We start from the raw sequence: 16,469 nt of genomic DNA, 5'->3' as shown, positions 1-16,469 counted from the left end.
CTTTAGTTTTCCCGACATAAGCGCGGCCAGGCGCTTCCCAAAGCGGAACGCTCCGCCGGCTAGGCCGGCGATCCATGCGCAGAACGACGGGCCTTCACATACCGGGGCCGCTAGACCGCGTTTGTTAACCGGATGGTGGTCGCGGTGGAACGTTCAGCTCGCCTTCCAGATAGAGGCTGGTGACGCTCCGCCGCTTGGTCAGAGTTTCATGAACCATGTAAAACAATGGATTCAAAAAAATCGGTACCGCGCCGCAGCTATCAGTGGAGAGTCAAGAGCCGCGGCCGCCTCCAAAGGAAAGCGTGCAGGCGCCGCCCCTCGCATGCTGGGCGTGAGTAACGGAAGTCACGGTGTTATGCCGCAGCCGTTTCGACCAATTTTTCAGCGCGTGTCTTCTGGTGGGCCAACCGGGCATCGTCTGAGGCGGCAATGCCGTCGCCATCGTCATTTTTCGCCGCGTCTCCATCGGCGGTCAAGCCGCGATTTTGCGTAAGACACAGCGTATTCGCACGCGGCTTTCTCGGTAGGGAAATGTTTCAGCGGCCCATAGGCGCGCTGTTTGCCAAGTCCAGTGGTAACGATGGCAATCGCGGCATATCCGCTCGCGGATAGCGACGCCACAGGCACTATGGTCGCGCCTGCGTACTCAACCGGGTTTGCGTGCATGGCAGGTACCTCCCCCAAGTCTGCAAGACTAGCAAAGGGTGACGGCGAGTTATGTGCGCCCCCTCACAAACCTGACAGCTCCTCTAAGCGTTTGTTAGCATCCGTCATGCCGGGCTGCGATTTCCAGAGTAGGCGATGCAGGCTTTCTGGTCCAAAGAAAAAGTGGTGATAACAGTGCGGCGCCAAAGCCGGCCCGCTCTGACGGAATCAGAGCGGCCGGAGAAACGGAACCAGGCTGAGGCCAACAGTCAATTGAGCCTCGAGTTCGTCCGCCAGCTATCAGAGTGGACTCAAACTTCCCACGGGCATTGGCCGACACGACGCACCAGGAGCACCATGCGCTCGTACCTAGAAGGGTCGCCAGGCCGCACATACGCCTCCCGAAGCACCGGCCTTTGTAAGCCGTACCTTTTTAGCGCATCTCTCCCAGGTAACGGCATCAACACTCCATCGGGTCACTAACAGGTCCCTCCGGCGATACGGGACGCCCACCAGGAAAGCCGTGAGCTACGGCTAGTGCGGCACCAGCCGTATCGGCTGAAGACAGGAAGTTCAACATGAAACTCGACGACGCCGATTTCCGGCAACTGCGCCGTCTCGCTCCGGTTCTCGACGACTTGCTGAACGCAGGGGAGGTCGAGCACGCAGACCAGGCTGTACGTCTCGCTGCACTGGCGCAACTCTGCTCGCACCTGTTCGAGGCGTATCAGCGTGAGCACCCTGATGACACGGCTCAGGCGCCTCGATGCACTCGAGTCGCAACAGTGCAAGCAGTCACGCTTGTAAACTCCGTTCGCCAATCGACGCCGGAATCAGCAGATATGCTGATTCTGCCCTTGGGCCCACACGGAATACCGGAGTTCTCTTCTGCAATGAGGCGTGAGCCTTAAAGCACCTCGTTTGGACGATTGTCAGAAGTCCGCCAACACGAAAAATTCGGTTTCAGAACTCACAACTCTGCGGTCAGCATCGCGGTTGTCCACGACGTTGAGCAGATGAACGACCAGAACCCGCCCGTTAAACTGAATGGGAAACGAACCTACACAACGCTGCCTATTAAATCGCCGCTGTCGCTGCACTCGCGATGTCGTTCACGGGCATTGCTTCGGCGTAAACGAACGTGCGCGTCGAGACGTCTTCACCAGCCAGAGCGCGCGCGTTATTCTTCAGACATGAGACGGCAGCTGGTACGCATTCCCGAAGCCTGCCAGCAGGCGAAACTTGACCACCGAGCATCCTCTCATGCGTGCGACCGTCCCCCCCGACCGCGGTCGCGACTTCGCCGCAGTGAATCGTAGCGCTCACAGTTCAACGCAGGACGCGGGCAGGCACTTTGGACGCGATACGCTGATAACGGAATACGACGCAGTGGGCAGTCCCGTACGGGGTGGATTCTCATTGCGTTTTCGGGAAGTCAGCATATAAATAAACCAGTTCGTTGCGCTCAACAGTAGTTGGGGCGAAGTCGAACTGGCAATAGCGGCCCGAGTGCTTTTCTGCGTTGGCTTGCCGCCGCCATGAAAGACCGCGCGCAATAGCATTCCGGAGTGACCTATGGCGGCGATACAGCACGTTTTCGTTCTAATGCTTGAGAATCGTTCTTACGACAGCGTATTTGGGTGGTCCAACCTGACGGGCGTCACACCCGGAGGTGAGACCACAACCGCCAACGGACTGCCGCCTACGCCGATAGTCAATTTCGGACGAACTGGGACAGCTTATCAGCTAGGCAAAGGTGCGCCCTACGCGCTCGGCTTTGACCCGGGACATGAACTTACCGACGCCTGTGTCCAACTGTGCGGGCTACAGGTCGCCAGTGGGGATACCGTGCGTAACGACTCCCTCGTTTTCGGCCCGAGCGGCTATCCACCATTTGCGACGGACACTTCGACAATGGGCTTTGCCGCGACGTACGAAGACCATTCCGACGCGGTAGCCGACGCTTTCAACGCCTTCACACCGGACCAGCTCCCAGTACTGAACTTCCTGGCCCGCCATTATGGTGTATGCGATTACTGGTTCGCATCGATGCCGGGACCGACGTGGCCGAATCGTTTCTTTGCCGTGGCCGGCACCTCGTCCGGGCTCGACCATTCTCCGAGTGATGCGCAAGTTGTCGAAGCGGTGTTCTTCAACGCACCACTTTTCACTTTTCCGAACGGCACGGTTTTCTCAAAGCTTCAGGCGTCGGACTGGCTTATCGTGCAAGGCGACGTTGCACAGACGCGCGGCATTCATGGGATGCAAAATCTGCTCAGTCGTTTCGTTCGAATGGATACGCTGCTTTCTCGGCTTGCCGACAATTCATTGACCGAGAAATTTATTTTTATCGAGCCAACGTACGATGCCAAGAATGACTTCAGAAACGGCAATTCGATGCATCCGGCCGGCGACGTTCGGAACGGGGAAGCGTTGGTCAAGCAAGTGTACGACGCCGTCAGTGGTTCTAACCTATGGTCCAGCAGCGTGCTGCTTATAGTCTTCGATGAACATGGTGGCTTCTTTGACCATGTGACGCCTCCAAATGCTCAGCCGCCGGGCTCCGCCGAAAACGGCCGCCTGAAAACCCACAACTTTGCGTTTGACAGGCTAGGCGCACGCGTACCGGCCATCGTCGTCTCCCCTTTCGTTCCTGCGGGCACCATCGACCATTCCGTGTACGACCACAGCTCGATTCTGAAAACGACAGATACGCTGCTTGGGCTCAATGGAGCGCTCAACCTGACGGCGCGCGTGCGCGCAGCGGACGACTTCGCGAAGATGTTGAGCCTTTCTACGCCTCGTGCCGACATCCCGCAATGCCCGTCGCCCATCGCTGCGGGTGGTGGCCCGCGGCCCACGAGCGAAGGGGCTCCGCGGTCGAAGGACCCTTTCCTGCCACTGTATGCACATCGCTAGAACCGGCGGCTCACGCCTGTACATCCGGCGCCCCATAGACCATAAGTCCTTGGGAGTGGACTCGTTGCATTCGAGTCGCAGCTTGTGGAGCGTCATCAGACGCGCTGGACGGGCTTCGTCGATAAGATCATTTCGTTGTACGCGCGAGGTCTGAGCGTGCGAGAGATGAAGGGTCATCTGGAAGAGATGTACGGCACCGAGGTGTCGCCCACGCTCATCTCGGCGGGCGCCTTCGAAGCCAGATGGGACAAGGACTACCCTTCCATCGGGCAGAGTTGCCGGCGCAACTGGGCACGGCGCTGATACGTTGACGATTCCTGGGCAAAGCGATGGCACGTGAAGGGATCGCTCATAAGACCGCAGACGGAGCGTATTCGCGCTTGAACGGTGTCGCCTTCAGTTCGACGACCACATAGCATCGACTCTTCAGTTGGTAAAACAGCAGGCCGATGAAAAACCGTCCCTGGTCACTTCCAACGTCCGACTGAGACAGAGGCAAGCGACCGGGAAAATCAGTGACAGCACTGTCTCGCCGCTCCTGCGGGCAGCTTCCGCAATCGGCGGTCAAGTTTGACGTGCCTCCGATTCCCATGCCCGGCGAACCAGTCCTCACGCCCCGTTCGGAATCCCTTCAATTGGACACTCCGGCGTCCCTGGCGTCGGGCGCGTGAGTGCTTCGACGCGGCGGCGCGTGCCGTCGGGGTCTTCGACCCAGTCGCGATAGAACCCAAACGGACAGGCCGCCAGGCCGTTCGCGCCGTCGCCCGAATTGATCGTGCCCGTGTACCCGCGGTGCAGAAGTTTGTATAGATGGTTCTGCGACTGCATCGTGCGCCGCGCGTCGCGGATCATGCTCAGCGAGAGCTCCGCGTACTGCACGCCCATCTCCTCCTCGCCGCACTCGCCGAGCGTGCGCCCGTCGAAACCCACGATCGCCGAGTGACCAAAGTACGAATACACGCCGTCCCAGCCCGTGGCATTCGCCACGGCGACGTAAGTGTTATTCATCCACGCCATTGCCTTAGCCACCATCACCTGCTGCTCCTTGGCCGGATACATGTAGCCCTGGCAGCGCACGATCAATTCCGCGCCGTTCATCGCGCAGTCGCGCCAGATCTCGGGATAGTTGCCGTCATCGCAGATGATCAGGCTGATCTTTAAACCCTTCGGCCCATCCGTCACGTAGGTACGATCGCCCGGATACCAGCCTTCGATCGGCGTCCAAGGCATGATCTTGCGATACTTCTGCACGATCTCGCCGCGATTGTCGATCAGCACTAGCGTGTTGTACGGCACGTTGCGCGGATGCTCTTCGTGACGCTCTCCCGTGATGGAGAACACCCCCCAGACGTTGGCTTGGCGGCACGCCGCCGCAAATATTTCCGTCTCCTCGCCCGGCACCGTCGACGCCGTGTCGAACATCTCCTGCCGGTCGTACATGATGCCGTGCGTCGAATACTCGGGAAACACGACGAGTCACCGCGACACCCACACAATCATTGCTGCTCGAAATATCGCCATGCCGCATGACAGATCCTCCTTGAATACCCTTAGATCGCAGGCGGAATTCGGGCCGCCCGCTCCGTTTCCGCACACACGCCCTAGTGGCTAATCATCCATGGTCGTCCTGCCGGTCGTTTGAGTCCGTCCGAAGCCGATCCCGCGAGCTTCGCGCTACCACCCGAGCAGCAACTGCATCCCGCCCGATGACGCAACGGCGCCCCGTCACCGGACTGGCGCGGCGCGTGCGCCGCGCGCTCGTTCGTTGCGTACGCGGAGCGCCGTGTATTCGCCATCAAGGCTAGCGACGGCGCGCTGATCACCCGGCCACTCTCCCCTCCGCACTCGGGACAGCGGCAAGGCTTTTCGCGGTCCGCCATGCGCCGCATGACGGAAAAGGGACCGCAACTTACGCATTCGAAGTCGTAGATTGGCATGACAAGCTCTCCAGGTAGCGTTGGCTAGACGTTGGCCAGATCCGGCGAGCATGGCAAATCCACACCGCCCTTGATGTGCTGGATGGGCCCATCGGCATTTGGGCGAATGTCGAAGTCGAAAATCTGTGTCGGCAGCCACAAGGTCGCGCACGCATTGGGAATATCGACCACGCCGCTGATATGCCCTTGCACCGGCGCACAACCGAGCAACGAATACGCCTGCGCGCCCGAATAGCCGAACTTCTTCAGATACTCGATCGCATTCAGGCACGCTTGCCGATACGCGACCGTCACGTCGAGATAATGCTGAGCGCCCTGCTCGTCGACCGAAATGCCTTCGAAAATGAGGTAGTCGTTGTAATTCGGCGTGATAGGACTCGGCTGGAATACCGGATTGCGAATTCCGTATTTCGCCATGCCACCCTTGATCAGATTCACGCGCATATGTACCCAGCCCGCCATCTCGATCGCGCCGCAAAACGTGATCTCGCCGTCGCCCTGGCTGAAGTGCAGATCGCCGACGGAAAGTCCCGCGCCATCCACGTAGACGGGGAAGAACACCTTCGAGCCGCGCGACAGATCCTTGATGTCGCAATTACCGCCGTGCTCGCGCGGCGGCACGGTGCGCGCCCCTTGCGCCGCAGCCTTGTCACGCGCATCGCCGGTGAGTTGCCCCATATGCGCGGTCGCTGCGAACGGCGGATTCGCCAGTGGCGGCACGCGCTCCGGCGCGGTCGCGATCAGTCCGGTTTCGCGTGCATTCCACGTTTCTAGCAGTTTCGGATCAGGCAGGCATCCGATCAGGCCGGGGTGAATCAGACCCGCGAAATTCACGCCTGGAATGTGGCGCGAGCTCGTATAGACGCCGTGAAAATCCCAGATCGACTTCTGCGCATTGGGGAATTGGTCGGTGAGAAAACCGCCGCCATTGGACTTTGAGAAAAAGCCGTTAAAACCCCACTGGCTATCGGACTTCGCACCGATATCGAGCAGGTCCACCACCAGCAGGTCGCCGGGTTCCGCGCCATGCACGCCGACCGGGCCGGACAGAAAATGGACGATCGACAGATCGATATCGCGCACGTCGTCGGCGCTGTCGTCGTTCTTGATGAAACCGCCGGTCCAGTCGTAGGTTTCGAGGACGAAGTCGTCGCCGGGCTTGACCCAGCAAGCCATCGGAATATCCGGGTGCCAGCGGTTGTGCACCTGGGTGTTTTCGTAGGCCGACTGGTTCAGATCCACCTTGATGAGAGTTTCGGGCATTGCGTTCGCTCCTTGGTTCGAGGTTCAGTAAATGCGGTGCGCCGCACTCATACTGAGAGGTATTCGCGAATGCGGTCGGTGTCGCCTGCATCGCGGGTGCTTTGATGTACGAAGCGGCCGCCTTCGATCACGAAGAGCCGGTCGGCGACGTCGAGCGCGAAGCTCAACACCTGCTCGGACACCACGATGGCGATGTTGTGGCTCCTCCGAATCTGGTTGAGCGCCTTTGCGATGTCCTTGATGACGGACGGCTGAATGCCTTCGGTGGGCTCGTCGAGCAGCAATACCTTCGGGTCGGTCGCGAGCGCGCGCGCAATCGCGAGCTGTTGTTGCTGACCTCCCGAGAGGTTGCCGCCCTTGCGCCGTCGCATGTCGAACAGCACGGGAAAGAGCGCGTAGAGGTCGTCGGGTACGAGCGGGCTGCGCGCGTGTTCGAGGCCCGTCTGGATGTTTTCCTCGACGCTCAGCGACGCGAAGATCTGCCGGCCTTGCGGCACGTAGCCGATGCCTTTCGCTACCCGCCGGTAGCTTTCGTCCTTGGACACGTCGGCGCCGCCCACCCGCACCGTGCCGCGATTGGCGGGCAGCATACCGATTAGCGCCTTGAAAAGCGTCGTCTTGCCCATGCCGTTGCGGCCCATCACCGCGACGCTTTCGCCGCTCGCCACGGAAAAGCCGATGCCGTGCAGCACTTCGCTCTGGCCGTAGCTGACCACGAGATCGTCGACTTCCAGCATGATGTGTTCTCCGTGTAGATTCAGTGGCCGAGATAGACGTCGATCACGCGAGGATCGGATTGCACCTGCGCCATCGGCCCTTCCGCGAGGATCTTGCCTTGATGCATGACCGTGACCTTGTGCGCGATCCGCTCGACGAAGGCCATGTCGTGCTCGATCACGATCATCGAGCGATTGCGGCAAATGCGATCGAGCAGGTCCGCGGTGACTTCGCGTTCGCGCGCGCTCATGCCGGCAATCGGCTCGTCCAGCATCAGGAGCTCGGGGTCCTGCATCAACAACATGCCGATTTCCAGCCACTGCTTCTGGCCGTGCGATAGCAGCCCGGCTTCGAGATCGAGCGAAGCGGCAAGACCGATCTCATCGGCTACCGCACGTACCCGGTCGGCCACTTCGGCATCCTCCCGATAGGCGAGCGCGCCGAACACGCTGCGTCCGCGCGGAAACGACACTTCGAGATTTTGCGCGACGCTCAGGTTTTCGTAGATCGACGGCGTCTGGAACTTGCGGCCGATGCCTTTGCGCACGCGCCGGAACTCGGCGAGATTCGTGATTTCCTCGTTGCGGAACTTGATGCTGCCAGCGGTTTCCCTGGTCTTGCCGCAAATCAGATCGAGCAGCGTCGTCTTGCCCGCACCGTTCGGGCCGATCACGACGCGCAATTCGCCGCGCTCGAGATACAGGTTCAACGAATCGATCGCCTTGAAACCGTCGAACGACACGCTCAAATCTTCGATCGCAAGCAGAAAGTCAGTGTTGCTCATGCGTCATGCCTCCTTGTTCGCTGCGCCGAGCCACCGCCGGATACGCGGCCGGGCATGCTCTTCGTAGAGGCCCGCGAGCCCGTTTGGAAACGCCATCACCACGCCGATGAACATCGCCGCCATCAGATAGAGCCAGAGATTAGGCAGGCTCTCCGAGAACCAGCTTTTTCCGAGGTTGACGAGAATCGCGCCATATACCGCGCCCACCAGCGACATGCGCCCGCCGACTGCGGCATAGATCACCATCTCGATCGACGGCACGATGCCGACGAACGACGGTGACATGAAACCCACCTGCAACGTGAACATCGCGCCACCGACAGCCGCGAGCAGCGCCGCGAGGCAGAAAGCGAACACCTTGAACATCGCGACGTCGTAACCGGAGAAGCGCACACGGTCCTCCTTGTCGCGCATCGCGAGCAGCAGCGTGCCGAGCTTGCTGCGCTGGACCCAGCGACAGGCCAGCAGCGCACCGATCAGCAGCACTGCATTGACGAAGTAAAGAACCAGCTTCGCGTGGTCGGTGCGGATGTCCCAGGCGAGCAGCGTGCGCAGATCGGTGATCCCGTTCACGCCACCCGTATAACCTTGCTGGCCGATGATCAGCACCGAAAGAATCAATGCGACCGCCTGCGTGATGATCGCGAAGTACACGCCCCCCACCCGCCGCTTGAACATCGCATATCCGACGACGAACGCGAGAGCCGTAGGCACGACGAGCACGGCGAGGATCGAGAACGGTAGAGAATGAAACGGTCTCCACCACGTAGGCAGCGCGGTGAGCTGATTCCAGTCCATGAAATCGGGAATGCCGGGCGTGGTCTGTGTGTGGGTGGCGGCCGGGTCGGACGCCTCGAGCTTGAGGAACATCGCCATCGCGTAACCGCCGAGGCCGAAGAACACGCCTTGTCCGAGGCTGAGCACGCCGCCGTAGCCCCACGCGATGACGAGGCCCATCGCCACGAAAGCGTAGGTGAGATACTTGCCCATCAGGTTCAGGCGAAACGTATCCAGCACAAGCGGAAACACGACGACGATCAGCACCGCGAGTATCGCGATGCCCACGTAACCCGATGCGTCGAGCCGCATCGCGAGCGCGCGCCAGCCTCCCGGCGCGCCGGGACCGGATCGCGGGGAAACGCTCCCCACTACGGGTTGGATCGGTTCCATGTCCATCTCCATACGAATAAATCAGTGAATGAGCCGTGCACGGCGCCCCGCGCTCACACGCGCCGCACCTTCGACGCAAAGAGTCCTTGCGGACGCAGCATCAGGATCACGACTACAGTCAGCAGCGTAAGAACGCGTGCAATCGAACCCGATAGGAAAAACTCACTGATCGACTGCATCTGCGCGATGCCGAACGCCGAGGCCACAGTGCCGAGCAAGCTCGCCGCGCCGCCAAAGGTGACGACAAGAAACGAATCGACGATATAGAGAGAACCGCTGGTGGGTCCGGTCGAGCCGATCGCTGTGAACGCCGCGCCCGCCACCCCCGCAATACCGCAGCCGATCGCGAAGGTCATCCGGTCAGTGCGCCGCGTGTTGATGCCGGCAGCGTTGGCCATGGACCGGTTGGCAACCGTGGCACGCACGCGCAGGCCCCAGCGCGAGCGGTAGAGCGCGAGCAGCAACCCGCCCGTCATGACCAGCGCGAGTCCCATCACGAACATGCCGCTGACTGGAATATCCAGGCCCGGCGCCGGCTCCCACGAGCCCATCAGCCAGTCGGGCAGCGCAGGACTCACTTCCTTCGGCCCGAACGTCGAGCGGAACACCTGCTGCATGCCGAGACTCAGACCCCAGGTAGCGAGCAGCGTGTCGAGCGGACGGCGGTATAGATGGCGGATCAATGCCCATTCGGCGAGCCAGCCCGCCGCGAACGCAAGGCCGAACGCCGCGACGATCGCGAAGAAAAAGTACACCGGCGTGAACGCGTGCCAGACGTTCTGCGAGAACCACGAAAACATGTAGACGGTATATGCGCCGATCGTCATGAACTCGCCGTGCGCCATGTTGATCACGCCCATCTGGCCGAAGATCACGGCGAGCCCAAGCCCCATCAGGAGCAGAACGCTGAACAGGCTCAGACCGGCGAAGCCCTGCATCAGCGTGATGTTGAAAATGTCGGTAGCGGACATCGAGCGCTCCTCGCGCGGCGACGCGTTACGTCGCCGCGCAGCTGCGGTTGACGAATTACATGTAGCCCTTCGGGAACGGGTTCGGCTGGATCGGCTGGTCAGACTGTGCGACGACCTTGAATTGGCCGTCTGCCTGGCCCTGTCCGATCAGCGAGCGGCTCCACAGGTGGTGATTCGCATCGACCTTCGCATAGCCCTGCGGCGCATTGGCCACGTCGATGCCCGCCGACGACGCCACCACCTTGTTCACGTCGAAGCTGCCCGCGCGCTCGCAGGCGGCCTTCCAGATCCATGGGCCGAGATACGCGGCCTGGGTCACGTCGCCGATCACGGACTTCTGGCCGTAGCGCGCCTTGAACGCAGCGACAAACTTCTTGTTGTTCTCGTTATCGAGTGACTCGAAGTATTTCATCGACGAATAGAAGCCCGCGAAGTTGTCGCCGCCGATGCCGAGCACTTCGTCCTCGGTTACCGATAGTGTCAGCAGGAACTGCTTCTGCGGAGTGATACCGGCCGCCTTGAGTTGCTTGTAGAACGCAACGTTCGAGCCGCCCACCACGCTCGCAAAAATGCAGTCCGGCCGCGCGAGCTTGATCTTGTTCATCAGCGACGCAAACTCGGTCGTGCCGAGCGGGTAATACTCCTCGCCGACGACCTTCGCATGCAGATGCTGCTCGATATGACGACGCGCGATCTTGTTCGACGTACGTGGCCAGATATAGTCGGAACCGATCAGGAAAAACGTCTTGGCCTTCTTCGTGTTCGAAGCCCAGTCGAGCGCCCAGAGAATCTGCTGGGTCGCTTCCTGGCCCGTGTAGAACACGTTCTTCGATTGTTCGAGCCCTTCGTAGAAGGTCGGGTAATAGAGCAGCCCATTGTCTTTCTCGAACACCGGCAGCACTGCCTTGCGCGAGGCCGAGGTCCAGCAGCCGAACACGGCCGCGACGTGGTCGTTCTCGAGCAGCTTCTTCGACTTCTCCGCGAAAGTCGGCCAGTCGGAGGCGCCGTCTTCCTGAATGATCTGGATCTTGCGCCCGAGCACGCCGCCCATTGCGTTGATCTGCTCGATCGCAAGGCGTTCGGCCTGGATCGAACCGGTTTCGGAGATCGCCATCGTGCCGGTCGCCGAATGCAACTGGCCGACTGTCACCGTGGTGTCCGTCACCGCCAGTCCGGTGGTGTTCACCTTCGCGGTGGGCGGCGTTTGCGCAAATGAAGTACGCGGCAGCCCCAGCGCCATCAACGGCGCGGCGGCGAGGCCGCCGATCAGTTTCCGGCGCAACGGCGATGGCGTGCGGGCATCATCATCGATTCGATCGTCTGCGGACATCACATTCTCCTTATCGGTCGCCCTGCGCTTCTTGCGAGAGCTGGTTCGAGGTTGGACGCAATGTAGAAAGCCAAATTGGCGATCGGAATACGTCGATTGACGTATTCCCCGCAGCCGTACTGGAATGTAATTTGCATCAGACACCGATCCGATCGTTTGCGCACCAATCCAGATCATCTCCATGCCCCAGAGTCACCCGTCAGCGGGCACGCCCAGTACCCAACGCATCGTCAAGGTGCGGCGCGACTACAATGCATGGGTCGGAGACGAAACGCTCGAGGATTACGCGTTGCGCTTCACGCCGCGTTCGTTTCGACGCTGGTCGGAACTGCGCGTCGCCAACACGGCAATCGGCGCCGTGTCTTTTCTGGTGCTCGAAGCGATCGGCGGCAGTCTCGTCGTCAACTATGGCTTTACGAACGCGGTCTGGGCGATTGCGGTCGTATCGGTGCTCATCTGGCTTACCAGTCTGCCGATCAGCTATTACGCCGCGCGCCACGGCGTCGACATGGATCTGCTTACGCGCGGCGCGGGCTTCGGCTATATCGGCTCGACGCTCACCTCGCTGCTCTACGCCATCTTCACGTTTATTTTCTTCGCGCTCGAAGCGGCCATCATGTCGCTCGCGTTGCAACTCTACTTTCATATCTCGCTGGCGATCGCCTATGTGCTGAGTTCGCTCGTCGTGATTCCGATCGTGATGTTCGGCATCACGCTGATCAATCGGCTGCAAAGCTGGACTCAGCCGCTGTGGCTGATACTGTTCGCCCTGCCCTATGCGGCTGTGCTGTGGCACCATCCGGGCCTGGTGCACGAATGGACGACTTTTGCCGGCTTCGCTGCGCAAGGCCGCGCGTTCAGCGTGATCGCGTTCGGGCAGGCCTCGACCATGGTGTTTGCATTGATCGTGCAGGTCGGCGAACAGGTGGATTACTTGCGCTTCCTGCCGCCGCTGACTGCAAAGAACCACGCGCGCTGGTGGCTCGCGCTGCTGTCGGCGGGACCAGGCTGGATCGTCCCCGGTGCGCTCAAGATGCTCGGCGGCGCATTCCTCGCCTTCGTCGCGATCCAGTATGAAGTCGGTCCGGCGGAGGCCACGCAGCCCACCCAGATGTACCTCGTCGCCTATCACCTGCTGCTCGATCCGTTTGGGCTCGCGAGCTGGGCGCTGCCCGCGATGACGCTGTTCGTGATCGTCTCGCAATTGAAGATCAACGTGACGAATGCGTACGCGGGCTCGCTCGCGTGGTCGAATTTTTTTGCGCGTCTGACGCACAGCCATCCGGGGCGCGTGGTGTGGCTCGTGTTCAATGTGATGATCGCACTGCTGCTCGTGGAAATGGGGGTATTCGAGGCGATCGCCAAGGTGCTGTCGCTCTACGCAAACATCGCGATCGCATGGATCGGCGCACTGTTCGCAGATCTCGTCATCAACAAGCCGCTTGGGCTTAGCCCGCGTCATATCGAATTCAAACGCGCGCATCTGTACGACGTGAATCCCGTCGGCGTAGGCGCGATGCTGATCGCCGCCGCAGCAGCGATGCTCGCGCAGAGCGGCATGTTCGGCTTGCTGGCACAAGCCATGTCGTCGTTCATCGCGTTCGGCGTGGCGGTCGCCTGTGCGCCCGTGCTCGCGATCGTCACGCGCGGACGTTACTACATCGCGCGCGCCGCGCAGCCCATGGGCGACGCCACTTCGCTTCGCTGCGCGATCTGCGAGAACACCTTCGAACCCGAGGACACGGCCTTCTGCCCCGCCTACGGCGGCACGATCTGCTCGCTGTGCTGTTCGCTCGACTCGCGCTGCCACGATCGCTGCAAGCCGCATGCGCGCTTCGCCTCGCAAGCCGATCGTGCTCTCCATCGTGTGTTTCCGCGCGCGCGGCTCGGCCCGGCTGCGCTGCGGCTCATGCACTATGCAAGCCTCGTGTGCGCGATGCTCGCGGTGCTCGCGAGCGTGCTCTATCTGATCTGGTCACAGAGCGTGACCTCGCTCGCCGCCGACGGACCGTCGATCGACAGCGCGATTGGGCACAGCTTTCTGAAGGTCTTCTTCTCGCTTTCGCTCGTCGGTTGCATAGCGGCGTGGTGGTTCGTGCTGGAGCGCGAAAGCCGCCGCGTCACGCAGGAAGAATCGCAACGGCAAAACGAATTGCTGATGCAGGAAATTGACGCTCACCAGAAAACCGACGCCGCGCTCAAACGCGCGACGGCTGCCGCCGAATCGGCGAATCAGGCGAAAAGCCGCTACGTGTCCGGATTGAGCCACGAGTTGCGCACACCGCTGAACAGCATTCTCGGCTACGCACAGTTGCTTTTGCAGGCGAAAGAGGAGTTTTCGCCGATGCGCTACAGCGCCGTGCGAACGATTCAGCGCAGCGGCGAACATCTGCTTGCGCTCGTCGATGGGCTGCTCGACGTCGCGCGTATCGAGGCGGGCAAGCTGGAACTGAACATCGCACGCGTGTCACTGGCGGATTTCGTCGCGCACGTCACCTCCATGCTGCGCCCCCAGGCGCTCGAGAAAGCGCTCGCTTTCGACGTGCAGACCGTGGGCCGCCTGCCCGCCACCGTGCGTACCGACCAGAAATGCATGGGTCAGATTCTGACCAATCTGATCGGCAACGCGATTCGCTTCACGTCCACCGGTACTGTGACGCTGCGCGTGAGCCACGTGCTCGACACGTTGAAGTTCGAAGTAGTCGACACCGGCCCCGGAATTCTTCCGGCCGAGATGGAGCGCCTGTTCCTGCCGTTCGAGCGAGGCGAAGCGGCGCATGCGCACGATCATGGCGCGGGGCTGGGACTCACGATCTGCCGGCTTCTCACGCAGGCGCTCGGTGGCAGTCTCGAAGTGGACAGCGAGGTCGGGCGCGGCACGCGCTTCATTGTGCGACTGTTCGCGCCAGCTGTGAACGGTGCAGCCGACGCGCGCACTGAACTCGCGGCGATCCGCGGCTATAGCGGGCCGCAGCGCGCGATTCTCGTCGTCGACGATCTCGCGGATCAGCGCGGCATCGTCGTGCAGCTGCTGACGCCGCTCGGCTTCGACGTGGCCGAGGCGGAGAGCGGCCCCGACGCGTTGCGCTGGCTGGCGACGCACAGCGTCGACGCGATCATCATCGACATCTCAATGCCGCTGATGGACGGTTACGAGGCCAGCCGGCTGATCCGCGAAAACCAGTTGTCGAACGCCCCGATCGTGCTGCTTTCGGCTAACGCATTTGCCGACGATCGGGAGCGCGCGAGCGCGACCGGATGCGCCGGATATCTCGTGAAGCCGCTTCAGATCAACCTGTTGCTCGACAAGCTCGCGCAGCTACTCGTGCTCGACTGGATCGCATCCGAGCCGTCCACGTCCGCGCAAACCGCGCCGCTCGTCACGCGCGCTTCACTGGATGTCGCGTGGCCGAAAGCGGTGCTCGAACGCCTGCGCGCACACCTCGAAGTCGGCTACCTGCAAGGCGTGGTCGAACAACTCGACTCCGCGCGCGCGGCATGGCCCGCGCTACAGGAGCAGATCGACGGATTGCGCGTTCTGGCGGAACGCTTTCAGCTAAGGGAGCTTGAGCATGAACTCGACCGACTGTCCCGCGCCGCGGACGTTTGACGCGCGCGCAGTGAACTCCACCGATGCGTCGCCCGCGTGGCTGCGCGAGCGCCCCGTCGTGTTGATTGTCGACGATACGCCGGACAACCTCGCACTTCTCTCCGATACGCTTCAGGCACATGGTTACGCGGTGCTGGTCGCGCTCTCGGGCGAAGAGGCGCTCAAGCGCCTCGCACGCGTGACGCCCGACGTCGTGTTGCTCGACGCGCTGATGCCTGGCATGGATGGCTTCGAGACCTGCAGCTGCCTGAAGCAGGACGTTCGTCACGAACATCTGCCTGTGATCTTCATGACTGCATTGACGGAAAGCGAGCATGTGGTGCGCGCATTTCGCGTCGGCGGCATCGACTATGTGACGAAACCCGTGCGGCCCGACGAGGTTTGTGCGCGCATTGGCGCCCACGTGCAGCGCGCGCGCGCGCAGCTCTATGCGCACGCTGCACTGTCGCTCGATGCGCGTGCGGCGCTGATCGTCAATGCCGATGGCGCGATCCGCTGGCAAAGTCCGCAGGCGGCACGGCAGATTTCTGCCTACCGGGCCAGCCACGCCGATGACCTCGTGCAAGCGGTTGCGCACCCCATGTTGCCGCCGCTGTTACGCGACTGGTTTGCGGACTGGCTCGGGCGCGGGAGTCCAACCGGCGCCGTCCTCGAATTCACCGCAGGACACGTGCGGCGTTCTGCGAGCGCAACCTCCGCTCCCGATCCTGGAGAGTGGATCCTCACCCTCAAGGAGACCGATGACACTGTGCACAGCAGCACACTCGCGGCGCGCTTCAATTTGACGGCGCGTGAGGCCGAAGTGCTGCTCTGGGTCTCTCGCGGCAAGACGAATCGCGATATCGGCGACATTCTCGGCATGGCGCCGCGCACGGTGAACAAGCACCTCGAACATCTGTTCCGTAAGCTGCACGTCGAGACGCGCGCGGCTGGCGCTGCGCTTGCGATCAAGGCGCTGGACAGGGCCTGAAAAAGCTGAACGGTCGCGGAAGCTATGACGGAACTCTCGACGCTTTGTCGCGAGCCACATAGGACACCCAAATTGCCCACGCGTAAAATTCGTGAAGTACTGCGCCTGCGTTTCGAAAGGGGCTTTAACCATCGGGAGATCGCCCGCGCCGTC

General features: G+C 61.5%; 11 protein-coding genes and 3 pseudogenes. 5 read left to right on the top strand and 9 right to left on the bottom strand.

Annotated elements, in window-relative coordinates; genetic code table 11:
• Positions 1-1,223: 1,223 nt before the first annotated feature.
• The 3 genes and pseudogenes from HV770_RS39095 to HV770_RS33435 all read left to right on the top strand — a co-directional run.
• Positions 1,224-1,556 (top strand): hypothetical protein, encoded by a 333-nt coding sequence (locus HV770_RS39095; protein ID WP_246291435.1) that lies wholly within the window; start codon positions 1,224-1,226, stop codon positions 1,554-1,556.
• A gap of 664 nt (positions 1,557-2,220) precedes the next feature.
• Entirely contained in the window at positions 2,221-3,564 is a 1,344-nt protein-coding gene (locus tag HV770_RS33440) for an alkaline phosphatase family protein (protein WP_175165756.1), read from the top strand.
• Positions 3,565-3,633: 69 nt separating this feature from the next.
• A pseudogene (locus HV770_RS33435) lies at positions 3,634-3,789 on the top strand (transposase); the annotation flags it as partial.
• 142 nt (positions 3,790-3,931) lie between these two features.
• Here the strand turns inward: HV770_RS33435 and HV770_RS39930 are convergent.
• The 9 genes and pseudogenes from HV770_RS39930 to urtA form a co-directional block, all read right to left on the bottom strand.
• Positions 3,932-4,045 (bottom strand): annotated as a pseudogene (locus HV770_RS39930) (PDDEXK nuclease domain-containing protein); the annotation flags it as partial.
• Between the two features lie 128 nt (positions 4,046-4,173).
• Positions 4,174-5,092 (bottom strand): annotated as a pseudogene (locus HV770_RS33425) (aliphatic amidase).
• Positions 5,093-5,165: 73 nt separating this feature from the next.
• Positions 5,166-5,501, bottom strand: a complete 336-nt coding sequence (locus tag HV770_RS33420; RefSeq protein ID WP_175165754.1) for an FmdB family zinc ribbon protein — start codon at positions 5,499-5,501, stop codon at positions 5,166-5,168.
• A 24-nt stretch (positions 5,502-5,525) separates the two neighbouring features.
• The gene (gene fmdA / locus HV770_RS33415; RefSeq protein ID WP_175165753.1) at positions 5,526-6,764 is read right to left on the bottom strand and encodes a formamidase; all 1,239 of its coding nucleotides are present in this window, start codon (positions 6,762-6,764) and stop codon (positions 5,526-5,528) included.
• Positions 6,765-6,811: 47 nt separating this feature from the next.
• Complete coding sequence (gene urtE, locus HV770_RS33410) at positions 6,812-7,501, bottom strand: urea ABC transporter ATP-binding subunit UrtE (RefSeq protein ID WP_175165752.1); 690 nt, start codon at positions 7,499-7,501, stop codon at positions 6,812-6,814.
• Positions 7,502-7,521: 20 nt separating this feature from the next.
• Positions 7,522-8,265 carry an urea ABC transporter ATP-binding protein UrtD gene (gene urtD / locus HV770_RS33405; protein ID WP_175165751.1) on the bottom strand — a complete coding sequence of 248 codons (744 nt, stop codon included), beginning with the start codon at positions 8,263-8,265 and terminating at the stop codon, positions 7,522-7,524.
• Between the two features lie 3 nt (positions 8,266-8,268).
• Entirely contained in the window at positions 8,269-9,435 is a 1,167-nt protein-coding gene (gene urtC / locus HV770_RS33400) for an urea ABC transporter permease subunit UrtC (protein WP_175165750.1), read from the bottom strand.
• Between the two features lie 53 nt (positions 9,436-9,488).
• Positions 9,489-10,406 carry an urea ABC transporter permease subunit UrtB gene (gene urtB, locus HV770_RS33395; protein ID WP_175165749.1) on the bottom strand — a complete coding sequence of 306 codons (918 nt, stop codon included), beginning with the start codon at positions 10,404-10,406 and terminating at the stop codon, positions 9,489-9,491.
• Between the two features lie 55 nt (positions 10,407-10,461).
• Positions 10,462-11,736 carry an urea ABC transporter substrate-binding protein gene (gene urtA, locus HV770_RS33390; protein WP_121322661.1) on the bottom strand — a complete coding sequence of 425 codons (1,275 nt, stop codon included), beginning with the start codon at positions 11,734-11,736 and terminating at the stop codon, positions 10,462-10,464.
• A 181-nt stretch (positions 11,737-11,917) separates the two neighbouring features.
• Here urtA and HV770_RS33385 point away from each other — a divergent pair, with 181 nt between their 5' ends.
• Both HV770_RS33385 and HV770_RS33380 read left to right on the top strand, forming a co-directional pair.
• The gene (locus tag HV770_RS33385) at positions 11,918-15,346 is read left to right on the top strand and encodes a hybrid sensor histidine kinase/response regulator (protein WP_175165748.1); all 3,429 of its coding nucleotides are present in this window, start codon (positions 11,918-11,920) and stop codon (positions 15,344-15,346) included.
• Positions 15,309-16,316, top strand: a complete 1,008-nt coding sequence (locus HV770_RS33380; protein WP_175165747.1) for a response regulator transcription factor — start codon at positions 15,309-15,311, stop codon at positions 16,314-16,316. The genes HV770_RS33385 and HV770_RS33380 overlap by 38 nt, the downstream gene beginning before the upstream one ends.
• Positions 16,317-16,469 lie beyond the last annotated feature (153 nt).

Origin of the sequence: Paraburkholderia fynbosensis, assembly GCF_902859935.1 — a bacterium.
GTDB classification, from domain to species: Bacteria; Pseudomonadota; Gammaproteobacteria; order Burkholderiales; family Burkholderiaceae; genus Paraburkholderia; species Paraburkholderia fynbosensis.
The sequence above is the reverse complement of the archived record's forward strand: the minus strand, read 5'-3'. Positions and strand labels throughout refer to the sequence as shown.